This window comes from Pseudomonas sp. TWP3-2, assembly GCF_049897765.1.
GTDB lineage: Bacteria > Pseudomonadota > Gammaproteobacteria > Pseudomonadales > Pseudomonadaceae > Aquipseudomonas.
The window spans coordinates 21698-42179 of record NZ_JAFCWW010000012.1 but is presented as its reverse complement, the minus strand read 5'-3'; the positions used below and the strand labels follow the sequence as shown (position 1 = coordinate 42179).

Annotated in this window: 17 protein-coding genes and 2 tRNA genes; 5 read left to right on the top strand and 14 right to left on the bottom strand. The window is 60.0% G+C overall.

Annotation, left to right across the window (positions count from 1 at the left end; translation table 11 throughout):
- Positions 1-152 precede the first annotated feature (152 nt).
- Together erdR and ACP7EE_RS18260 are read left to right on the top strand one after the other, a co-directional pair.
- Positions 153-803 (top strand): response regulator transcription factor ErdR, encoded by a 651-nt coding sequence (gene erdR, locus ACP7EE_RS18265; RefSeq protein ID WP_420648259.1) that lies wholly within the window; start codon positions 153-155, stop codon positions 801-803.
- Between the two features lie 75 nt (positions 804-878).
- Positions 879-1241, top strand: coding sequence for a diacylglycerol kinase (locus ACP7EE_RS18260; RefSeq protein WP_420648258.1), 363 nt, complete (start codon positions 879-881; stop codon positions 1239-1241).
- Here ACP7EE_RS18260 and ACP7EE_RS18255 read toward each other — a convergent pair.
- Positions 1238-2164 (bottom strand): LysR family transcriptional regulator, encoded by a 927-nt coding sequence (locus tag ACP7EE_RS18255; RefSeq protein ID WP_426205486.1) that lies wholly within the window; start codon positions 2162-2164, stop codon positions 1238-1240. The two genes, ACP7EE_RS18260 and ACP7EE_RS18255, sit on opposite strands and share 4 nt — an antisense overlap.
- Before the next feature lie 139 nt (positions 2165-2303).
- On the opposite strand from ACP7EE_RS18255, the gene fpr reads away from it, so the two are divergent.
- The gene (gene fpr / locus ACP7EE_RS18250) at positions 2304-3083 is read left to right on the top strand and encodes a ferredoxin-NADP reductase (protein WP_003443014.1); all 780 of its coding nucleotides are present in this window, start codon (positions 2304-2306) and stop codon (positions 3081-3083) included.
- Positions 3084-3143: 60 nt separating this feature from the next.
- On the opposite strand, the gene tsaA is transcribed toward fpr, so the two are convergent.
- The 5 genes from tsaA to rimO all read right to left on the bottom strand — a co-directional run bounded on the left by tsaA (position 3144) and on the right by rimO (position 7131).
- A complete protein-coding gene (gene tsaA, locus ACP7EE_RS18245) occupies positions 3144-3842 on the bottom strand; it encodes a tRNA (N6-threonylcarbamoyladenosine(37)-N6)-methyltransferase TrmO (RefSeq protein ID WP_426235705.1) in 699 nt (232 codons plus the stop codon).
- 4 nt (positions 3843-3846) lie between these two features.
- Positions 3847-4317, bottom strand: a complete 471-nt coding sequence (locus ACP7EE_RS18240; protein WP_420648255.1) for a DUF1456 family protein — start codon at positions 4315-4317, stop codon at positions 3847-3849.
- A gap of 76 nt (positions 4318-4393) precedes the next feature.
- Positions 4394-5104: an rRNA pseudouridine synthase gene (locus ACP7EE_RS18235; protein WP_426235703.1), complete on the bottom strand. Its 711-nt coding sequence runs from the start codon at positions 5102-5104 to the stop codon at positions 4394-4396.
- 106 nt (positions 5105-5210) lie between these two features.
- Positions 5211-5684, bottom strand: a complete 474-nt coding sequence (locus ACP7EE_RS18230; RefSeq protein WP_426235811.1) for a GNAT family N-acetyltransferase — start codon at positions 5682-5684, stop codon at positions 5211-5213.
- 109 nt (positions 5685-5793) lie between these two features.
- On the bottom strand, positions 5794-7131 hold the full coding sequence (gene rimO / locus ACP7EE_RS18225; RefSeq protein ID WP_426205489.1) for a 30S ribosomal protein S12 methylthiotransferase RimO: 1338 nt from the start codon (positions 7129-7131) through the stop codon (positions 5794-5796).
- A 347-nt stretch (positions 7132-7478) separates the two neighbouring features.
- Here rimO and ACP7EE_RS18220 point away from each other — a divergent pair, with 347 nt between their 5' ends.
- A complete protein-coding gene (locus ACP7EE_RS18220; protein ID WP_420648382.1) occupies positions 7479-9320 on the top strand; it encodes a potassium transporter Kup in 1842 nt (613 codons plus the stop codon).
- Between the two features lie 255 nt (positions 9321-9575).
- Here ACP7EE_RS18220 and ACP7EE_RS18215 read toward each other — a convergent pair whose 3' ends face one another.
- The 4 genes from ACP7EE_RS18215 to ACP7EE_RS18200 form a co-directional block, all read right to left on the bottom strand.
- Positions 9576-10871, bottom strand: a complete 1296-nt coding sequence (locus ACP7EE_RS18215; RefSeq protein WP_426235701.1) for a virulence factor family protein — start codon at positions 10869-10871, stop codon at positions 9576-9578.
- Positions 10871-13510: a bifunctional lysylphosphatidylglycerol flippase/synthetase MprF gene (gene mprF, locus ACP7EE_RS18210; RefSeq protein WP_426235699.1), complete on the bottom strand. Its 2640-nt coding sequence runs from the start codon at positions 13508-13510 to the stop codon at positions 10871-10873. Before mprF ends, ACP7EE_RS18215 begins: the two co-directional genes overlap by 1 nt.
- A 279-nt stretch (positions 13511-13789) precedes the next feature.
- Positions 13790-13866, bottom strand: a tRNA-Met gene (locus ACP7EE_RS18205).
- A 221-nt stretch (positions 13867-14087) separates the two neighbouring features.
- Positions 14088-14164, bottom strand: a tRNA-Met gene (locus tag ACP7EE_RS18200).
- Between the two features lie 280 nt (positions 14165-14444).
- On the opposite strand from ACP7EE_RS18200, the gene dinB reads away from it, so the two are divergent.
- Positions 14445-15506, top strand: coding sequence for a DNA polymerase IV (dinB, locus tag ACP7EE_RS18195; RefSeq protein ID WP_426235697.1), 1062 nt, complete (start codon positions 14445-14447; stop codon positions 15504-15506).
- A 124-nt stretch (positions 15507-15630) separates the two neighbouring features.
- Here dinB and ACP7EE_RS18190 read toward each other — a convergent pair whose 3' ends face one another.
- The 4 genes from ACP7EE_RS18190 to ACP7EE_RS18175 form a co-directional block, all read right to left on the bottom strand.
- Complete coding sequence (locus ACP7EE_RS18190; protein ID WP_426235695.1) at positions 15631-16584, bottom strand: hypothetical protein; 954 nt, start codon at positions 16582-16584, stop codon at positions 15631-15633.
- A gap of 17 nt (positions 16585-16601) precedes the next feature.
- The gene (locus tag ACP7EE_RS18185) at positions 16602-18317 is read right to left on the bottom strand and encodes a proline--tRNA ligase (protein WP_426235693.1); all 1716 of its coding nucleotides are present in this window, start codon (positions 18315-18317) and stop codon (positions 16602-16604) included.
- Between the two features lie 129 nt (positions 18318-18446).
- Positions 18447-20006: an AmpG family muropeptide MFS transporter gene (locus ACP7EE_RS18180; RefSeq protein WP_426235691.1), complete on the bottom strand. Its 1560-nt coding sequence runs from the start codon at positions 20004-20006 to the stop codon at positions 18447-18449.
- A 43-nt stretch (positions 20007-20049) separates the two neighbouring features.
- Positions 20050-20403, bottom strand: a complete 354-nt coding sequence (locus tag ACP7EE_RS18175; RefSeq protein WP_426235689.1) for an MGMT family protein — start codon at positions 20401-20403, stop codon at positions 20050-20052.
- Between the last annotated feature and the right edge of the window lie 79 nt (positions 20404-20482).

The following is a 20482-nucleotide window of genomic DNA, read 5'->3' as shown; positions in this document are numbered from 1 at the left end:
TTGGGGTGCGGCCAGGCTTTGAAACGCCGTTTTGTCTGTGATTGGCGTTGAACGTGCCCCTGTGGATGCCACTGCAAAAGTGCTGGCATCTTGATTCGCCTTGGCGATCCGAATGCATCGGATCCGCCATCAAAAACAGGATCATTTGAAAAATGGCCACATACGACATCCTGATTGCCGATGATCACCCACTTTTTCGTAGCGCACTGCATCAAGCGGTGACGCTGGGCCTTGGCCCGGATGTGCGACTGGTGGAAGTGGCGAGCATCGCCGAACTGGAAGCGCGCCTGACCGAGAAGGCCGATTGGGATCTGGTGCTGCTGGATCTGAACATGCCCGGCGCTTACGGATTCTCCGGGCTGGTGTTGCTGCGCGGGCAATACCCGCAGATTCCGGTGGTGATGGTTTCGGCGCAGGAAGAAGCTTCGGTGATGGTCAAATCCCGGGAATTCGGCGCCAGTGGCTTCATTCCCAAGTCCAGCCCACTGGATGTGATCCAGCAAGCGGTCAAAGCGGTACTTGATGGTGATGTGTTCTGGCCGCCGCAGGCGTTCGAAGCGGTCAGCGTGTCCGCCGAGGCCAAAGCTGCCAGCGATGGTCTTGCAAGCCTGACACCGCAGCAGTTCCGCGTCCTGACCATGGTTTGTGAAGGTCTGCTGAACAAGCAGATTGCTTACGAGCTGAGCGTCTCCGAAGCGACCATCAAGGCCCACGTCACGGCTATTTTTCGCAAGCTGAATGTGCGCACGCGCACGCAAGCGGCTTTACTGCTGCAACAACTTGAGTCAATTCCGAGTCAGTAAAGGTTGGCGTCTTCACGCTTTTTTGACTTTTGTTGCTCTAGCTTCCCCACTTCTCTTCGGTCGGTTATCTACTTTATGTCACCTTTCAAAGGCCAGACGGGCCTGAAACGCATCCTCAATGCGTCCGGTTATTCGCTGGATGGCTTGCGCGCAGCTTTCACCGGCGAAGCGGCGTTCCGCCAGCTGGTGCTACTGAATGCCGTGCTGATTCCGTTGTCGTTCTTCTTGAATGTCAGCCGGGTCGAGCAGGCGCTGCTGATCGCCGTGTGCCTGCTGGCGCTGATCGTCGAGTTGCTGAACTCGGCAGTCGAGGCGGCCATCGACCGCATCTCACTGGAATTGCACCCGCTGTCGAAGAACGCCAAGGACATGGGCAGCGCCGCACAGTTTGTGGCGTTGACCATGATCGCGCTGGTGTGGGCGGTGATTCTGCTTTAAGCGATGCTCGGCAGCACGATCTCGTCGCTGCGCTGCACCCCGGCGGTGAAGGCGCGGCACAGCTCGAGGAATTCGCGCATGGCCGAAGTCTGGTACTTGCGCTTGTGCCAGATGAAATAGAACTGCCGCGCCAGATCCAGATCCGGCGTTTCCACCGGCACCAGACTGCCACGCCGGAACGCGTCGCGCAGGGCCAGGCGCGAGATGCAGCCAATCCCCAGTCCTGACTCCACCGCGCGTTTGATCGCTTCGGTGTGCTCAAGCTCAAGGCGGATATTCAGCGCACTGCGATGATGACGCATCGCCTGATCGAACGTCAGGCGCGTGCCTGAACCTTGCTCGCGCAAAATCCAGGCTTCGTGAGTGAGTTCTTCCATGGTCGCGCTACCGCGTTGGGCCAGCGGATGCTGGGGAGCGCAGAACACCACCAGTTCATCCTCGACCCAGCTCTGCACTTCGATGTCCGGATGGCTGCAGTCGCCTTCGATCAGACCCAGATCAATTTCATAGTGGGCTACTTGTTGCACAATGTTGGCAGTGTTCTGCACGTGCAGCTTTATCTGGCTCTCGGGATGGCGCTGCATGAAGCTGCCGATCAGCAGGGTCGCGAGGTAATTGCCGATGGTCAGGGTCGCGCCGACCGACAGTGATCCGAAACCGGATTTGCCGTTGAGCAGGTCTTCGATTTCTTTGGCCTGGTCGAGCATGGCTACCGCTTGTGGCAACAGCTGCTTGCCGAGGGCGTTTAGGCTCAGTCGTTTCCCAGCGCGGTCGAACAGCTGGCAGCTGGACTGGCGCTCCAGTTCGGTAATCGAGGTGCTCGCCGCCGACTGCGAGAGGTTCAGCAGGCCCGCAGCACGGGACACGCTTTCCTGCTGGGCGACGGCGACAAAGACTTGCAGTTGACGAAGAGTAAATCGCATATCGATATAACCGATAACCCTTATCTTAATAATTCAGTTAACAGATATTGTCGTCGCTATTAGAATGCGATGCAATTGCGCACTATCGGCATTCGCTCAGAAGAGTCCGCGCTGACTAATTCCCAGGAGTCCCACGTACATGAGCAACATGAACCACGAGCGTGTCCTCAGTGTTCATCACTGGAACGATACCCTGTTCAGCTTCAAGTGCACCCGCGATCCGGGCCTGCGCTTCGAGAACGGGCAGTTCGTGATGATCGGCCTGCAGCAGCCAAACGGCCGCCCGCTGATGCGCGCTTACTCGATTGCCAGCCCGAACTGGGAAGAGCATCTGGAGTTCTTCAGCATCAAGGTGCCGGATGGCCCGCTGACCTCGCAGTTGCAGCATCTGAAGGAAGGCGACGAGATCATCATCAGCAAGAAGCCTACGGGCACGCTGGTGCTGGACGACCTGAAGCCAGGCAAACACCTTTACCTGCTGAGCACCGGCACTGGTCTGGCGCCGTTCATGAGCGTGATTCAGGACCCGGAAACCTACGAGCGTTTCGAAAAAGTCATCCTGTGCCACGGCGTTCGTTACGTGAATGAAGTCGCCTACCGCGAATTCATCACCGAGCACCTGCCGCAGAACGAGTTCTTCGGCGAAGCACTGCGCGACAAGCTGATCTACTACCCGACCGTGACCCGCGAGCCGTTCGAGAACGAAGGTCGCCTGACCGATCTGATGCGCAGCGGCAAGCTGTTCAGCGACATCGGCCTGCCGCCGATCAACCCGCAGGACGACCGCGCCATGCTGTGCGGCAGCCCGAGCATGCTCGACGAAACCAGCGAAGTGTTGAACAGCTTCGGTCTGAAGGTTTCGCCACGTATGCGCGAGCCGGGTGATTACCTGATCGAGCGCGCGTTCGTCGAGAAGTAAGCACCAACAGAAAGCCCCGATTGCCTGCTCAGGCAATCGGGGCTTTTTCGTTTGCGGGGTTTATGCTTCGGCGGGAATGACTTCGAGGACGCGGATCTGCTCCGGCGTCGGATAATGCCAGCGCACATCCAGATCCCAGAACTGCGCGCCATATTCACGCTCTGGAGCGGGCGTCTGATACGCCGGGCGCGGATCCTGCGCCAGGCATTGCTCGATCAGCTCGACCAATGGCTCAGCAAGCCGCAGAGCATGCCCATGCGCCTGGTGCAGCGCCGCATCCGTCCACTGCACGTCGATCAACTGCGGCGCCGCGCTGGCGATGCTGTTGGAGGCGCTTTCGATGATGTCGGCGTAAGGCACGTAGGGTTTGATGTCTAGAACCGGCGTGCCGTCGAGCAGGTCGATGCCGGAAATGAACAGTCGATTGGCTTCAACCTTGTCCAGCTTCACTACCGATTGACCGATGCCGTTCGGCCGATGCGTCGCGCGGGTAGCAAATACACCCATGGACTTGTTACCTCCAAGACGAGGAGGGCGCACCTTCAGTCGTGGCTTGTCTTCCAGCGCCTGATGGAACAGGAACAGCAGCCACACATGGCTGACCTGTTCCAGACCCTGCACCGCATCGCCCTGATCGAAAGGCGCCACCAGTTCCAGCACGCCACGGGCAGCAGGCGCCAGTTGTGGCTGGCGCGGGATGGCGAACTTCTCCTTGAAGCAGGAGCGGACGAAGCCGATGGGGGACACGCTGTAGGTCATTGGCTTACTGCGGACGAACGCGCAGGGTCAGGCCTTTGAGGAAGTTGCGCAGCAACTGGTCGCCGCACGCACGATAGTTGGTGTGGCCGACCTTGCGGAACAGTGCGCTCAGCTCAGGCTTGGATACCGGGAACTCGGCAGCCTTGAGGATTGCGTGCATGTCGTCTTCTTTCAGCTCGAAGGCCACGCGCAGTTTTTTCAGAATGATGTTGTTGGTCACCGGCAGTTCGATTGGCTGCGGCGGACGGCTTTCGTCCTTGCCACGCTTGAAGATCACCAGACCGTCGAGGAAGTGCGCGAGGACTTCGTCCGGGCAGCGCACGAAGCCTTCTTCGTCTTGTTCTTTCTTGTCGAGGTATTTCACCAGGTCTTCCAGCGCGATTTCCATGCCGCCGGACTTGGTGATCTCGATGACTTTCTTGTCGCTGATGTCGAGCATGTAGCGCACGCTGCGCAAAACGTCGTTATGAATCATGTGGGCAATCCTGATCGTTCGCTGTGGGCATCGCGCGGGGGCAATGCCAAAAATGTGTGGCGGCAAATAAGAGTTGTCAGAACTTCTCTTTGCCGGACAGGTAGCGCCATTGGCCGACCGGCACCTTGCCGATGGACACGCCGCCAATGCGGATGCGGCGCACGCTGATCACCTTCAGGCCTACCGCCTGGCAGAGCTGGCCGATGATTCCTGGCTGCGGGTTTTTCATGGCGAAGCGCAGACGGTTTTCGTTCTGCCAGCTGGCCTTGACCGCCGGCAGCTCCTTGCCCTTGTAGCTCAGGCCGTGGGTCAGGCGGTTGAGGCCATGGGCAACCATGTCGCCTTCAACCTCGACTACGTATTCCTGCTCGATCTTGGCGGAGTCGGCAGTGAGCTTGCGCAGGATCTTCCAGTCCTGAGTGAACACCAACAGACCGCTGGCATTCGCCTGCAGGTCGGCACTGGCAGTCAGACGCAGGAAGTGCCCACGCAACGGGCGTTTGCCGTAGCGGTGTTCTTCGCTGAGGGTTTCAGCGCTGATCAACTGCATGGCGCTCTCGACGTCGATACCGGCCGGGGCGTTGAGCAGGATGGTCACCGGCTCTGGCGCGGTGGCCTTGGCGTCTTTGTCGAGTTCGACTTTCTGGCCTTCGACCTTGAATTGCGGCTCGTCGATGACTTCGCCGTCCACGGTGACCCAGCCGCCCTCGATGAACAGCTCGGCCTCCCGGCGGGAGCAACCGACCAGTTCGATGAGGCGTTTGGAGAGGCGAATCGGGTCAGTCATTTCAGCGGCCGTAACAAAAAAGGGGTGGGCATTGTACCTGCCTGGCGCCGGTTAAGCCCGGTTCCATTTGTAGGGTGTTCGTATTTCTTGTGGGATCCAAGTATGTTCAGCCGTTGCCTGAGCGTTGTTGATTCTGGCGCAGGCGCATATGCAACAACGGATACGGCTGACCCATGCCATCGACCTCCGAACGGCCGATCACTTCGAATCCTTGCTTGAAGTAGAACCCCAGCGCTTGCGGATTCTGCTCGTTGACGTCCAGTTCATCGGCGTTCAGATGCTGCATCGCGTAATTGAGCAGCTTCTTGCCCAACCCTTGGCCGCGACTGGCCGGATCGATGAACAGCATTTCGATCTTGCCGGCCGCCACGCCGGCGAACCCGGTGATGCGCTGGTGGCTGTCCTTGGTGCAGATCAGCATGACCGCGTCGAGATAGCGCGTCAGCACCAGATTACGCAGCAACTCGATATAGCTGTCCGGCAGAAAATCATGGGTGGCACGAACCGAGGCCTCCCAGACCCGGGTCAGTTCCTGGTAATCGCTGAGCTTCGGTGTGTGGATGACCGAATGGTGGCGCATGCCCGTTAGCCTCTTTGTCATGTGTGAGGGAGTCCTTCCCCTCACAAACGATAGCCGTAAAAAAGCCCCGCATCTCGTCAAGAGAGCAGGGCTTTTTGGATTTTTGCGTTTAGATCTGCTCAGCCCACAGGTCGTATTCGTCGGCGTCAGTCACCTTGCACCAAACCTTGTCGCCCGGCTTGAGGTTGCTGCCGTTATCGATAAATACGTTGCCATCGATTTCCGGTGCATCAAAGAAGCAACGGCCAACCGCGCCTTGCTCGTCGACTTCATCCACCAGCACTTCGATTTCGCGGCCGATGCGCAGTTGCAGGCGCGCCGAGCTGATTTCCTGCTGGTGCGCCATGAAGCGATCCCAGCGATCCTGCTTGACGTCGTCCGGCACGATCTCCAAATCCAGATCATTGGCCGGTGCGCCTTCCACCGGCGAGTACTGGAAGCAACCCACGCGGTCGAGCTGGGCTTCGGTCAGCCATTCCAGCAGGTACTGGAAATCTTCCTCGGTTTCGCCGGGGAAGCCGACGATGAAGGTCGAACGGATGATCAGATCCGGGCAGATCACACGCCAGTTCTTGATTCGCGCCAGGGTCTTGTCTTCGAACGCCGGGCGTTTCATCGACTTGAGAACCTTCGGGCTGGCGTGCTGGAACGGGATGTCCAGGTACGGCAGGATCTTGCCGGCAGCCATCAACGGGATCAGCTCGTCAACGTGTGGGTACGGGTAAACGTAATGCAGACGCACCCACACCCCCAACGTGCTCAGCGCTTCGCAGAGTTCGGTCATGCGGGTTTTTACCGGCATGCCATTCCAGAAGCCGGTGCGGTATTTGACGTCGACGCCGTAGGCGCTGGTGTCCTGGGAGATTACCAGCAGCTCTTTAACCCCGGATTTGACCAGGCGCTGAGCTTCGTCGAGTACGTCGCCGACCGGACGGCTGACCAGTTTGCCGCGCATCGACGGGATGATGCAGAAGCTGCAGCTGTGGTTGCAGCCTTCAGAAATCTTCAGGTACGCGTAGTGACGCGGGGTCAGCTTGATGCCTTGCGGCGGCACCAGATCGATCAGCGGGTTGTGATCTTTGCGCGGCGGCACGACTTGGTGCACGGCGTTGACCACTTGCTCGTACTGCTGCGGGCCGGTCACGGCCAGCACGCTCGGGTGCACGTTGCGGATGTTGCCTTCTTCCACACCCATGCAGCCGGTGACGATCACCTTGCCGTTTTCCTTGATCGCTTCACCGATCACTTCCAGCGATTCAGCCTTGGCCGAGTCGATAAAGCCGCAGGTGTTGACCACCACGACATCGGCGTCCTGATAAGTGGACACCACGTCATAGCCTTCCATGCGCAGCTGGGTCAGGATCCGTTCGGAGTCGACCAGAGCTTTCGGGCAACCCAGGGATACGAAGCCAACCTTGGGATTGGCTGGCGCAGGAGTGGTGGACATGTCTAACCTCGGTATTTGTGACATCGATCACCTGACTCGGGAATCGACGGATGGGCGCTTGAACTGCGCCTCTGATCAAAAAGTGCGCAATTCTATCGGCGGACAGCGCACTTGACCAGCTTTATGCAGGGAAATACGACGAGTGCTGCGCTATGCTTCGCGCCTTTGCGCTTTACTGAATTTTTACAGTCAAGAAAACGTCTGTTACAGGGCGTAAAAACGCGCATGCTGCACACAAAGCATAGTGCTTCGCTCAACGAAGCCGGTCTGGAATCAGGAGTTGTTGGATGGGTCAGGCAAGTAGTCACGCGGCAGGCGCCGAGGGTTCGGCCTCCAAGCCGCTGAGCATGCTGGTCGCGGCGGTCGGGGTGGTTTACGGCGATATCGGCACGAGCCCGCTGTACACCCTTAAAGAAGTGTTTTCCGGCGGCTATGGCGTGGCCGTTAATCACGACGGGGTGCTGGGCATTTTGTCGTTGATCTTCTGGTCGCTGATCTGGGTCGTTTCGATCAAGTACATGATGTTCGTGCTGCGCGCCGACAACCAAGGCGAGGGCGGGATCATGGCGCTTACGGCACTGGCGCGGCGGGCAGCGGGTGAACGCAAGAAATTGCGCTCGCTATTGGTGGTCTGCGGGCTGATCGGCGCGGCGCTGTTTTACGGCGACAGCATGATCACCCCGGCGATTTCCGTACTGTCGGCGATTGAAGGTCTGGGCCTCGCGTTCGATGGTATCGATCACTGGGTGGTGCCGCTGTCGCTGGTGGTGCTGGTCGCATTGTTTCTGATCCAGAAGCACGGCACGGCGCGGATCGGCATTCTCTTCGGGCCAATCATGGTCACTTGGTTCCTTGTGCTCGGTGCCCTCGGTGTCTATGGCATCAGCCACTCGCCTGAAGTGCTGCATGCGATGAACCCCATGTGGGCGGTGAATTTCTTCGTCGTGCACCCGGGCATGGGCGTGGCGATCCTCGGCGCTGTGGTGCTGGCACTGACCGGTGCCGAAGCGCTGTACGCCGACATGGGCCACTTCGGCCGCAAGCCGATTGCCCGCGCCTGGTTCATCCTCGTGCTCCCGGCGTTGGTGCTGAACTACTTCGGCCAGGGCGCATTGCTGCTGGAAAACCCGGAAGCGGCGCGCAACCCGTTCTACCTGCTGGCGCCGAGTTGGGCGTTGATTCCACTGGTCGGCCTGTCGACCATGGCCACGGTGATCGCCTCGCAAGCGGTGATTTCCGGTGCGTTCTCGCTGACCCGTCAGGCGATTCAGCTCGGTTACATTCCGCGCATGTACATTCAGCACACTTCCAGCGACGAGCAGGGCCAGATCTACATCGGCGCGGTGAACTGGGCGCTGATGGTCGGCGTGGTGTTGCTGGTGCTCGGTTTCGAATCCTCCGGCGCCTTGGCTTCGGCTTACGGCGTGGCGGTGACCGGCACCATGCTCATGACCACGATCCTGGTGTCGGCAGTCATGCTGCTGCTGTGGAAATGGCCACCGATTTTCGCGGTTCCGGTATTGCTCGGCTTTTTGCTGGTGGACGGTCTGTACTTCGCCGCCAACGTGCCGAAAATCGTTCAGGGCGGTGCCTTTCCGGTGATCGCCGGTATCGCGCTGTTCGTGCTGATGACCACCTGGAAGCGCGGCAAGCAGTTGCTGGTCGAGCGCCTCGACGAAGGCGCGCTGCCGCTGCCAATCTTCATCAGCAGCATCCGCGTGCAACCGCCGCACCGCGTGCAGGGCACCGCCGTGTTCCTCACCGCGCGCTCCGACGCCGTGCCGCACGCGCTGTTGCATAACCTGCTGCATAACCAGGTGCTGCACGAGCAGGTGGTATTGCTGACCGTGGTCTACGAAGACATCCCGCGCGTGCCGCCATCACGGCGTTTCGAAGTGGATGCTTACGGTGACGGCTTCTTCCGGGTGATCCTGCACTTCGGCTTCACCGACGAGCCGGACGTGCCGCAGGCGCTGAAGCTGTGTCATCTGGATGACCTCGACTTCAGCCCGATGCGTACGACGTACTTTCTCAGCCGCGAAACAGTGATCGCCTCGAAACTCGAAGGCATGGCCCGCTGGCGTGAAGCGTTGTTCGCGTTCATGTTGAAGAATGCCAATGGCAATCTGCGTTTCTTCAATCTGCCGCTGAACCGGGTGATTGAGTTGGGGACGCAGGTCGAGATGTAAGCCTGCCTCAACCAAACGCCCCCGTCAGTCTTGCGACTGGCGGGGGCTTTTTTGTGGCTGTTAACTATCCAAACCCCGCCAAGAACCCTGTGGGAGCCGGCTTGCCCGCGATGACGGTGTGTCAGTGCATGAATTTGTGACTGATCCACCGCTATCGCGGGCAAGCCCGCTCCGACAGGGATATGCGGTGCTACGAACAATAAAAAGCCCCCGCAACTGCGAAGTGGCGGGGGCTTTTTGTGGGTGCGCTTCAGATCACTCTTCGGCGACCGAGTCCTTGCTCTGGCGCTTCTCGATCAATTCCACCAGACGCTTGGCCAGCGCCGGATAATTCTCGTCGAAGTGGTGCCCGCCAGGCAGCTTCACCGCTTCGCCAACCGCAGTCTTGTCGGTGCAGCCGCTTTCATCGGCCTCTTCTTCACCGTAGATGCACACCACTTTGGCCGCTGGCAGTTTGGCCATTTCCGGGCCGGTGGCGGCTTCTTTGCCGGCGTTGCCGAGCCAGCCTTCGACTTCGATTTCGAAGCTGCCGGTGCGGGCGAAGGCCAGCAGGATGATTGCGTCGACGCGTTGCTGTTCCGTTTCAGGCAGGCGGTTGTAGATTGCCGGCAAGACGTCAGCGCCGAACGAGTAACCGGTGAGGACGAAGCGCTTGGTGCCCCATTTCTGCCGGGAGTGCTGCATCAGTTCGGTGAGATCCAGCGCGCTTTGCTCCGGGCTCTTGTGCTGCCAGTAGTAGCGCAGGGTGTCGATGCCGACCACCGGGTAGCCAATCTTGGCCATTTCGCCGGCCACGTCGCGGTCGAGGTCGCGCCAGCCGCCGTCACCGGAAAGAAACAGGGTCACGGTGTCTTTGGCCTGACCGGCCGGGACTTCTACCACTGGAATCTGCAGACCACCGGCAGCTTTGTCGCCGCCGACGAGGATTTTGCGCAGTTCGTTGTTCAGCACTTGCGGCAGATTGATGTCGTAGTCGCTGATGCTGGTTTCGGCGTTCGGTTGATCACGCACGAACCCTGCGCTGGCGTCGTCCGGGTTGTCGTTCCACGCCACCAGCCAATGGCCGTGGGCAGCGGCTTTCGGCAGCAAGTGAGTGCAGCCGGGTTTCTCCAGTGCGAGGTCGACGGAAATGGCCTGGGCCTTGTCGTCTTTCTGCTCGGACAACCAGCGCCAGGCCAGTACGGCGCCAGGGCCGATGCCGCTGACCAGTGTGGCCGGGCCGTTCAGTTCACGCAGGCCGGTTTGCAGGGCGCGGCTTTGCAGCAGGCAGTCCTTGGGCAGAATCACCTGAACGATCTGCGCCGAGGCGCTGCGGCTCAGGGTGCTCAGTTGCTTGTCGCTGAGTTTCTGTTCGTCGGTGACGGCCACCAGCACCTGAGCCTTGGGCTTGGTGCCGGGGATGACGCGGATCATGGCCGTGCCATCGGCCGCTTTCAGCTGTTCGAGGGTCGGTTCCGGTGCCGGGCGTTTGAGGTACCAGAAACCGCCGCCGGCAATCACCGCCAGCACGATCAGTGCGGCCAGGATGTACTTCAGGGAGCGTTGAATCATCAGCGTTTCACCAATCCAGTCAAGCCGCCCGCGATCAGGGCAGCAGTGTCGGCCAGCGCCACCAGCGGATCGAGTCCGGCGGGCACGGCCATATAACGGGGTTCCCAGTCAGGCTGGAACTTGTCTTTGAAGCGGCGCAAGCCTTGGAAGTTGTACAGCTGCTCACCACGGCGGAAAACCATCGAGCCCAGACGCTGGGTCAGCGGTGCACCACGGCGGGGTTGCAACCCCGACAACGGCACCATGCCCAGGCTGAAGCGCGCGTATCCGTGACTCTTATAGTGTTGAATCAGGCCGACCATCATGAATTCCATGGTCAGCTTCGGCGCGTCCGGGTGTGCGCGCATCAGGTCGAGACTGGCCAGGTCATGGCTGTAAGTCTCGAGCAGATTGGCGAACGCCACCGGGCGGCCTTCGAAGCGAATCACCGCGATGCGGAAATGCTTCAGGTAATCGTCGCTGAAGCGGCCGAGGGAGAAGCCTTTCTCGCGCACGTTCTTGCCGGTCAGCCAGGCATCGGAAATCACCTTGAGCTCATCCATCGGTGCATGCCCCGGCTCGTGGATTTCCAGCGACAGGCCATCGCGGGTGCCACGGTTCCAGGTGTAACGCAGGTCTTTCATCTCTTTGCCCTTGGCTTCCAGGTCAAAGCGAATCAGATCGACCCGGGCTTCTTCGCCGAGTTTGATCGCGGTCAGGCCGATGTCCATGTAGTACGGCAGGTTCTCGGCGCGCACTTGGTAGAACACCGGGCGGGCGTGATAGATGTCGCACAGGTCACGGAACTGCCAGATCATTTCCGCCCGTTGCTGGCCGGGGCCGATCGGGTCGTACAGCGCCACCAGACTGCGCCCACGGCGGGCGTACATCAGGAAGGCTTCGTCGTTGGGGTGGAACAGCAGCGCCTTGTCACCGGTCAGGGCGAGGCCGCCATCCGGCTGTGCCGAGGACATCAGAATCTTCGAGGCGCGTTCCAGCTCCTCTGGTGTCGGCAGGTGGATCACCGGGCGCGCAGTACGCAGCAGCCAGGTCAGGGCGATCACGATCAACAACACCGCAGCGCCGAGCAACGAACGCAGACCACGCGGTGCGTCAGCATCGAGGGTGAACTGCCACCACAGTTGATGGCTGTACGGCACGTCTTGATAGGCGAACAGCAGCAGCCAGGTCGAGGCACCGAGCACGCACAGGCTGGCGACCAGATACAGCGGCGAGAACGGCAACTCGGTCAAACGGCTCGGGCGATAGAACGAGCGGCGGAACACCCCCAGCAGACTCGCGGTGAGCGTCATCAACAGCGCTTCTTCCCAATCGAAACCCTTGAGCAGCGAAAGCAGGGCGCCGACCAGCAGCAGAATGGTGGTGAGCATCCACGCTGCGGACAAGCGGCGACGCAAGCCTTGAGCCAGCAGCAGGCACAGCACGCCGATCAGACTGGCGCCAAAGTGCGAAGCGTCAACCAAGCGGTGCGGGATCAGAAAACCGATGTGCTCCAGACGAGTGTCGATTTCCGGAGTCGCGCCGGAAAACAGCAGCACCACGCCGGACAGGAATACCAGCACCGCGAGAATCGGCGCTGCCAGACCGGAAGCCGCACGCATCGTCTGCGACTGAAACAGGCGCTGGCCTTCGTTGATCAGCAGCAGTACGCAGGCCACTAGCAGCGGCAGCACCACATAGATCAGGCGATACAGCAGCAGCGCAGCGGCCAGCGGCGCGGCACCCAGTTTGTCGGCAAAGGCAGCCAGCAGAATCGCTTCGAACACACCAACGCCGCCCGGCACATGGCTGAGCACACCGGCGGCCAGTGCCAACAGATACACCAGCAGGAACGCGCCAAATGGCGGCGCTTCCGGCAGTAGCAGATACAACACGGTGGCGGCAGCGGCGACGTCGAGGGCGGTGATGATCAGTTGCAGGAAGGTCAGGCGCCGACCCGGCAGGCGCAGGGTGCGGCGGCCGGCCTTGACCAGCAGGTTGTCACGGTAAGGCTGTTCCGGCAGGCGCCGGCGATAGATGCCGACAGCCAAAGCTGCGCCGAGAAGCAGCACCACCGAGGCGACGCTGCCCAGCAACATCTCGGACAGTCCCAAGGCCTGGGAAGCGGCAGGCAAGTCGCTCAGTGTGGCGAGGGCCGCCAGCGGGGGCAGGGCGCAGCCAAGAGACAGGCTGGCGAACAGGGTCATGTGCGCGACTTCCGACGCCCCCAGCCCATGCCTTGCATATAAACGGTAGCGCACCGAGCCGCCGGACAGCAGCGACAGCCCGATCGCGTTGCCAATGGCGAAGGCTGTAAAGCCGCCCATGGCCAGGGTTTGCGGCGGCAGCGTCACGCCCGCGTAACGACTGGCCGACCATTCATAGCCCAGCAGAATAATGAAGCCGATCGCAGTCGCGCCCAGAGCACCGAGCAATGCCGGTCGCGGAACGTCGAGAATAGAGTCGTGGAGCGCATCGAGATCCAGCTCGCTGAGCAGATGACGACAGGCAATCAGCGCGATGGCGAACAGCAGCAGAGTGACGGCCAGACCAATTGGCTGCCGGTATTTGCTGATTCGATCCAGCAGGCGTAAACGCTCGGGCTTGATCGGTTGGGTCGCTGTGACGGAGTCTTGTGGATCAGACGAGTTGGCGCGCATCAATCACCTCTTGGATTGTGCGCGACAGGATGGAGGTATCCAGCCAAGTTACCAATCCCTGTAGGAAAAAATAATCACAAAATATTACGCCTCCCACCGAGGATCGGCGAGGGCATCTCATGGATAGCAGACCCGTTGCCCGCGACTCAAGCATAGTCGCAGCACAGCAGGTTTGATGATCCTGAGCGGTTCACTGCACAGTGACAGATCATTGTTGCGAAAGGACTTTTTCGACAGATACAAAAAAGGCCACTCTTTCGAGTAGCCTTTTTTGATGTTTGGTTGCGGGAGCCGGATTTGAACCGACGACCTTCGGGTTATGAGCCCGACGAGCTACCAGACTGCTCCATCCCGCGTCTGTGTGGCGGCATTCTACAGAGGAACGGCGGGGTGTCAACCGCTAATCTCGAGAAGATTCAAATAAATGCCAAATCGCGTCATTCTGTCGCAGGGCGGCGCTAAGTTCCGGAATCTTAAAGAATTCCTTTGCAACGCAGACGCATAAGCAGCTCTCTATAAAGGAAGAAACTGACGCGCACAAAAAAGGCCACTCTTTCGAGTAGCCTTTTTTGATGTTTGGTTGCGGGAGCCGGATTTGAACCGACGACCTTCGGGTTATGAGCCCGACGAGCTACCAGACTGCTCCATCCCGCGTCTGTGTGTCGGCATTCTACAGAGGATCGCCGGGGTGTCAACCCGCAATCTGGATAAAAAGCTTAAGGTTCAATCAGTTAGCCGTTTGACTGAGACGGCTTGCGGGGCTGAGGCGCAGGCGGGGCAAGGGCTGTAGCTCTATTGGATCCCGCTTTTCGATTAATAAAATAAATTCATCCGGGTTTTCCTACAGGTGCAAAAGAACCTTCTTACCACTGGTGCTATATACAGGTGTCAGTGAGATACTGCCGATCCGGCTCGCCACGTTGCCTTTTCTGTCATGACTCAGCGAAAAATCATCCACGTCGACTGCGACTGTTTCTACGCCGCCATTGAGATGCGTGATGACCCGAACCTGGCCGGCAAGCCGCTGGCGGTGGGCGGGTCGGCGGATCGGCGCGGGGTGATTGCCACCTGCAACTATGAAGCGCGCGCCTACGGTGTGCGTTCGGCGATGTCTTCCGGGCATGCCTTGAAGCTGTGCCCGGACCTGACCATCGTCAAGCCAAGGATGGATGCCTACCGCGAAGCGTCCAGAGAAATCCATACGATCTTCAGCGATTACACCGACCTGATCGAGCCGTTGTCCCTGGACGAAGCCTATCTCGACGTCTCCGACAGTGCGCATTTCGGCGGCAGTGCTACGCGGATCGCTCAGGATATCCGTCGCCGCGTGTCCAATCAGTTGCACATCACCGTTTCCGCCGGAGTGGCGCCGAACAAGTTTTTGGCGAAGATCGCCAGCGACTGGAAGAAGCCCAACGGCTTGTTCGTGATAACCCCGGATCAAGTCGAAGAGTTTGTCAGTGGACTGCCGGTGAGCAAGTTGCACGGTGTGGGTAAAGTCACCGCCGACAAGCTTGGCCGGTTGGGCATTGTTGACTGTCAACACCTGCGCGAGTGGGACAAGCTGACGCTGGTGCGCGAATTCGGCAGTTTCGGCGAGCGATTGTGGAGCTTGGCGCGTGGGATTGATGAGCGTGCGGTGCACAACGACAGTCGCCGTCAGTCGATCAGCGTGGAAAACACCTACGACGTGGATCTGCCGGATCTGCGCAGCTGTCTCGACAAACTGCCGGAATTGCTGGAGACCCTGAAAAACCGCATGGAACGCATCGACAGCAGCTACCGGCCGGGCAAGCCGTTCGTCAAAGTGAAGTTTCACGATTTCACCCAGACCACGCTGGAGCAGGCTGGGGCAGGGCGGGACTTGGGCAGTTATCAGTTGATGCTGACGCAGGCGTTCAATCGGGGTGGCAAACCGGTGCGGTTGCTTGGGGTCGGCGTGAGGCTGGAGGATTTGCGCGGCGGGTTTGAGCAGATGGAGTTGTTTGAGCGGTAGTTTTTCGGTGAGTTCGAGATTGCCATCGCGGGCAAGCCCGCTCCCACAGTGTTCTGTGTGAAACACAAATTATGTGAACACCCAAAACCTTGTGGGAGCGGGCTTGCCCGCGATGCTTTCAGCCTTAATTCGGTCCCGGATCCGCCACCAGTCGCCCGGCATCCTTGGTCAAAGACTTGAGAAACTCGGCCTGCAACTCAGGATCGTTGCGGGTCAGTTCGATCAGGCTCTGTTCCAGCTCGCTGGCTTCTTCTTCCAGACCCAGTTCCGACAAGCGTTTGACCCGGTGTACCCACTGGCTCACTTCGTCGTCTTCCAGATCTTCATAAATCAGTCCGTGAGCCTCCAGCAATTTGCCGCGCAGACCCGGGCTGATTGCCAGCGTCGAGTCGGTGTGCACGTCATCCTTGCCGTCTTCGACAGTGATCTGCAATTTGCCCAGATGATTCAAGTCATGTTCGGCGAACGGACTGTCCAGCAGATTCAGGCGCAACACACCATTGCGATCGGTGGTCATGTCGAAAGTCTGCTTGCCGGCCTTGACCTGCACCGGGCGCTCGCTCCACGGCAGGCTCGAATACTCGGTGCGTTTGTCGCGCTGCACTTCGTCGATGCCGGCCAGGTTCTGCTGCGCGCGTCCGTTGGATTGCACGTTCATGAACGGGTTGAGCCCGGCGAAACCGTAGCTGAACCAGTCACGCGTGACGCTATCCGGCAAATTGCCGAGTGCGAACACGTTGACTATGTTTGCGCCGACACCGCCGACCACCGCGACCACCCCCAGCGGGATCTCGTAGACCTCTCGCCAGGGCTGGTACGGCGTGTAGCGGTCGTAATGCCGACTGACTTCGAACTCGGTGACTTCGAAAGTCTTCTGTTCGTGAATCTTCACGCGGCGTTGCGGCAGCTCAAGCACCTTGGGCTCGCCGACATCAATTTGCAGGCTGTGATCGAGCAATTTGCGCTCGATACGTTCCTCGTGCTCGCTGCGCTGTGACATGTGATTGGCACAGCCGCTGACCAGCAGGGCGCCACACAGGGTGGCGCCTCCGAGGCCTAAGGTGTTTCGCTTGAACATGACGTCTCTATCTGGTTTCAGCGGCGGATACGGGCCTGAAGGAACGACAGCACGTCGGCGACTGGCAGGGCTTGCGCCTCGCTTTCGGTACGGCTCTTGTATTCCAGGTTGCCTTCGGCGAGGCCACGGTCGCTGACCACGATCCGGTGCGGGATGCCGATCAGTTCCATGTCCGCGAACTTGATGCCCGGGCTGGTTTTCTTGTCGCGGTCGTCCAGCAGCACTTCGAAGCCGGCAGCGGTCAGTTCCGCATACAGCTTGTCGGTGGCTTCGCGTACCTGCTCGGTTTCATAGCGCAGCGGTACCAGAGCGATCTGGAATGGCGCCAGAGTGTCGCTCCAGATGATGCCGTTGGCGTCGTTGTTCTGCTCGATGGCCGCAGCCACCACGCGCGAAACGCCGATGCCGTAGCAGCCCATTTCCAGGGTTACAGGCTTGCCGTTGTCACCCAGCACTTCGCACTTCATCGCCTTGCTGTACTTGTTGCCCAGCTGGAAGATGTGCCCGACTTCGATACCGCGCGCGATGGCCAGCGTGCCTTTGCCATCCGGGCTTGGATCGCCAGCAACCACGTTACGCAGGTCGGCAACGGTTGGAACCGGCAGATCGCGCTCCCAGTTGACGCCGAAGTAATGCTTGTCGTCGATGTTCGCGCCGATACCGAAGTCGCTCATCAGCTCGACCGAACGGTCGATGATGATCGGCAGTGGCAGGTTCAGCGGGCCGAGCGAACCAGCACCGGCGCCGATGGCGTCACGCAGTTCGGCGTCGGTGGCCATGACCAGCGGGCTGGCGACGCCAGGTTGCTGGGCAGCCTTGATTTCGTTGAGTTCGTGGTCGCCACGGATCACCAGGGCGATCAACTTGCCTTCTTCTTCGGCGCGCACGATCAGGGTCTTGATGGTCTTTTCAATCGGCAGATTGAATTTTTCCACCAGCGCGGCAATGGTCTTGGTATCTGGCGTGTCGACCAGGCGCAGCTCTTCAGTCGCAGCAGCACGCGCGGTTTCACGCGGTACGGCTTCGGCTTTCTCGATGTTAGCCGCGTAGTCGGAGCCGTTGCTGAAGGCGATATCGTCTTCGCCGGACTCGGCCAATACGTGGAACTCGTGGGAGCCGGCGCCGCCGATCGAGCCGTTGTCAGCTTCAACCGGGCGGAATTTCAGACCCAGACGCGTGAAGATGTTGCAGTACGCCTGATGCATGCGGTCATAGGTGACCTGCAGCGACGGTTGGTCGGCGTGGAACGAGTACGCGTCCTTCATGATGAATTCGCGACCGCGCATCAACCCGAAGCGTGGGCGGATTTCGTCACGGAATTTGGTCTGGATCTGGTACAGGTTGATCGGCAACTGCTTATAGCTGCTCAACTCGTTGCGCATCAGATCGGTGATGACTTCTTCGTGGGTCGGGCCCGCACAGAAATCACGACCGTGGCGATCTTTAAAGCGCAGCAGCTCAGGGCCGTATTCTTCCCAGCGTCCCGATTCCTGCCACAGCTCGGCCGGTTGGGTGCTCGGCATCAACACTTCCAGAGAGCCGGCGGCGTTCATTTCTTCACGAACGATGGCTTCAACCTTGCGCATTACCCGCAAACCCATGGGCAGCCAGGTGTACAGGCCCGAGGCAAGTTTGCGGATCATGCCGGCGCGCAGCATCAGCTGATGGCTGATCACTACCGCATCGGAAGGCGTTTCTTTCTGTGTGGCGAGCAAAAATTGACTGGTGCGCATGGTTGGCCGTTGTCGGTTGCTGAGACTGGAAATGACGGAGCAGTGTACCGGCGAGATTTGCTGACGTACAGAAGTGTGGCCGGCGGCAAGGCTGGACGGCGGCAATCCTCCCGCCGCCGCTGACTTTTCCTACGATTCTTCCGCGACTGGAGTCGGCACAGGCTCGGGCGTCGGCGTCGGGCCTTCGCGGCGGCTCTCCTGGAACCAGTGCAGTGCGATCAGCAGCAGGGTCGGCACGCCGAGCATCGCGGTGATCAGGAAGAAACTGTGGTAGCCGAATTTTTCCACCATCACCCCGGAGTAGCCGCCGATCAGGCGAGGCAACAGCAGCATGATCGAGCTGAGCAGGGCGTACTGGGTTGCGGAGAATTTCAGGTTGGTCAGGCTCGACAGGTAGGCGACGAATGCCGAAGTGGCGAGGCCGGAACTGAAATTGTCGAGGGAAATGGTCACCACCAGCATCTGCAGGTTCGGGCCCATGTCCGTGAGCATCACGAACAACAGATTGGTGCCGGCGGACGCTATGCCGCCGATGAACAGAATCGGCAGAATGCCGAAGCGCACGATCAGCAAACCGCCCATGCCGGCGCCGACCAGCGTCATGATCAGGCCGAAGATCTTGCTGACGCTGGCGATCTGATCCTTGGTGAAACCCTGGTCGATATAGAAGACGTTGGCCATCACACCCATCACCGTATCCGACATCCGATAGGTGGCGATCAGGCCGAGCAGCAGCAGCGCTTGCCAGCGGTAACGCATGATGAAGTCGTTGACCGGGGTCAGCACCGGCGCCAAGCCGCGACGCCCCATGGCCGACAGGCACAGGAAGGTCAGCGTGGTGTAGAGAATCGCCCGCAGGAACGCGCGGTCTTCGAGCAGCAAGTCGAGCGGGCTGACGCCTTCGAACAGCACGCTGGCGAAATCGGTGTTGTACAACTGGGTGAACATTGCCGGGACGGACACCAGCAGGACGATTAGCACGAATACCGACATCAGTTGGTGCATGAAGGTGTAGCGGCCGGCCTGCAACTGCGTGCGCAGCGGCACCGGGGGTTCGCGCATGAACAGGGTGGTCAGCAGGGCTGGGATCATCAGCGCGCCGAACAGCACGTAAGTGCCGGCCCAGGCTGAATGCTGATAGTTGAAACCGGTCGAGCCGAAGCCTTCGGCGAAGAACAGTGCGCCGGCAGTCGCCAGCAGCGCAGCGATCCGGTAGCCGGACATGTAGCTGGCAGCCAGCGCAGCCTGGCGGCTGTCGTCGGCGATTTCCAGTCGATAGGCGTCGACCGCAATATCTTGAGTCGCGGAAGCGAAGGCGACGATCACGGCAATCGCGATCAGCCAGGACAAGTGCTTTTGCGGGTCGCAGAAACCCATGCCGATCAGGCCGAGGATCACCAGACTTTGCGATAGCACCAGCCACGAGCGACGACGGCCGAGCTTGCCCAGCAACGGCAGGCGCCACTGGTCGAGCAGCGGCGACCAGACCCATTTGAACGCATAAGCGAGGCCGATCAGGCTGGCATAGCCGATCGTTTCACGGGCCACGCCGGCTTCACGCAGCCAGACCGATAGCGTTGAGAACACCAGCATGTACGGCAGGCCGGCGGCGAAACCCAGCAACAACAGCACGAGCGTCGAAGGACTGGCATAGGCGGCGAGCGCGGCGCGCCAGGTTTTACGGGGCATGGGCTGGAGTCTGCCTCAAGATTGCGAAAACAAAGCGCGCACTCTAACCGCTGTGCTCTACCGGGCGCCAGCCATGGCGCCGAATATCCACACGATTGTTCTGGACGGTAATCCCTTCCGTGCGCAAACGCGCGCGTTGTTCGTCCCCGGACGGGCTGCCAACCGGCAGGCTAATCTTGCCTCCGGCGCCGAGAACACGGTGCCAGGGCAGCTTGGTATCGCCGGGTAACTGGCTCAGGGTACGGCCGACCCAGCGGGCGGCGCGCCCCAATCCGGCCAGTTCGGCCAACTGACCGTAGCTGACGACTTTGCCTTCGGGCACTTGGGTCAGCGTCGAGTAGAGCGCCGTGCGTCGGATTTGCGCTTCGTCTGGTGGGTCTTGGCGTGGCTCGGTCACGGGCGCGGTTCCTGAATTTGATCGCGTTTACAGGCTTTAGCGTAAACGGTGGCTGCGCAATTGAGAAATGAACTCAATA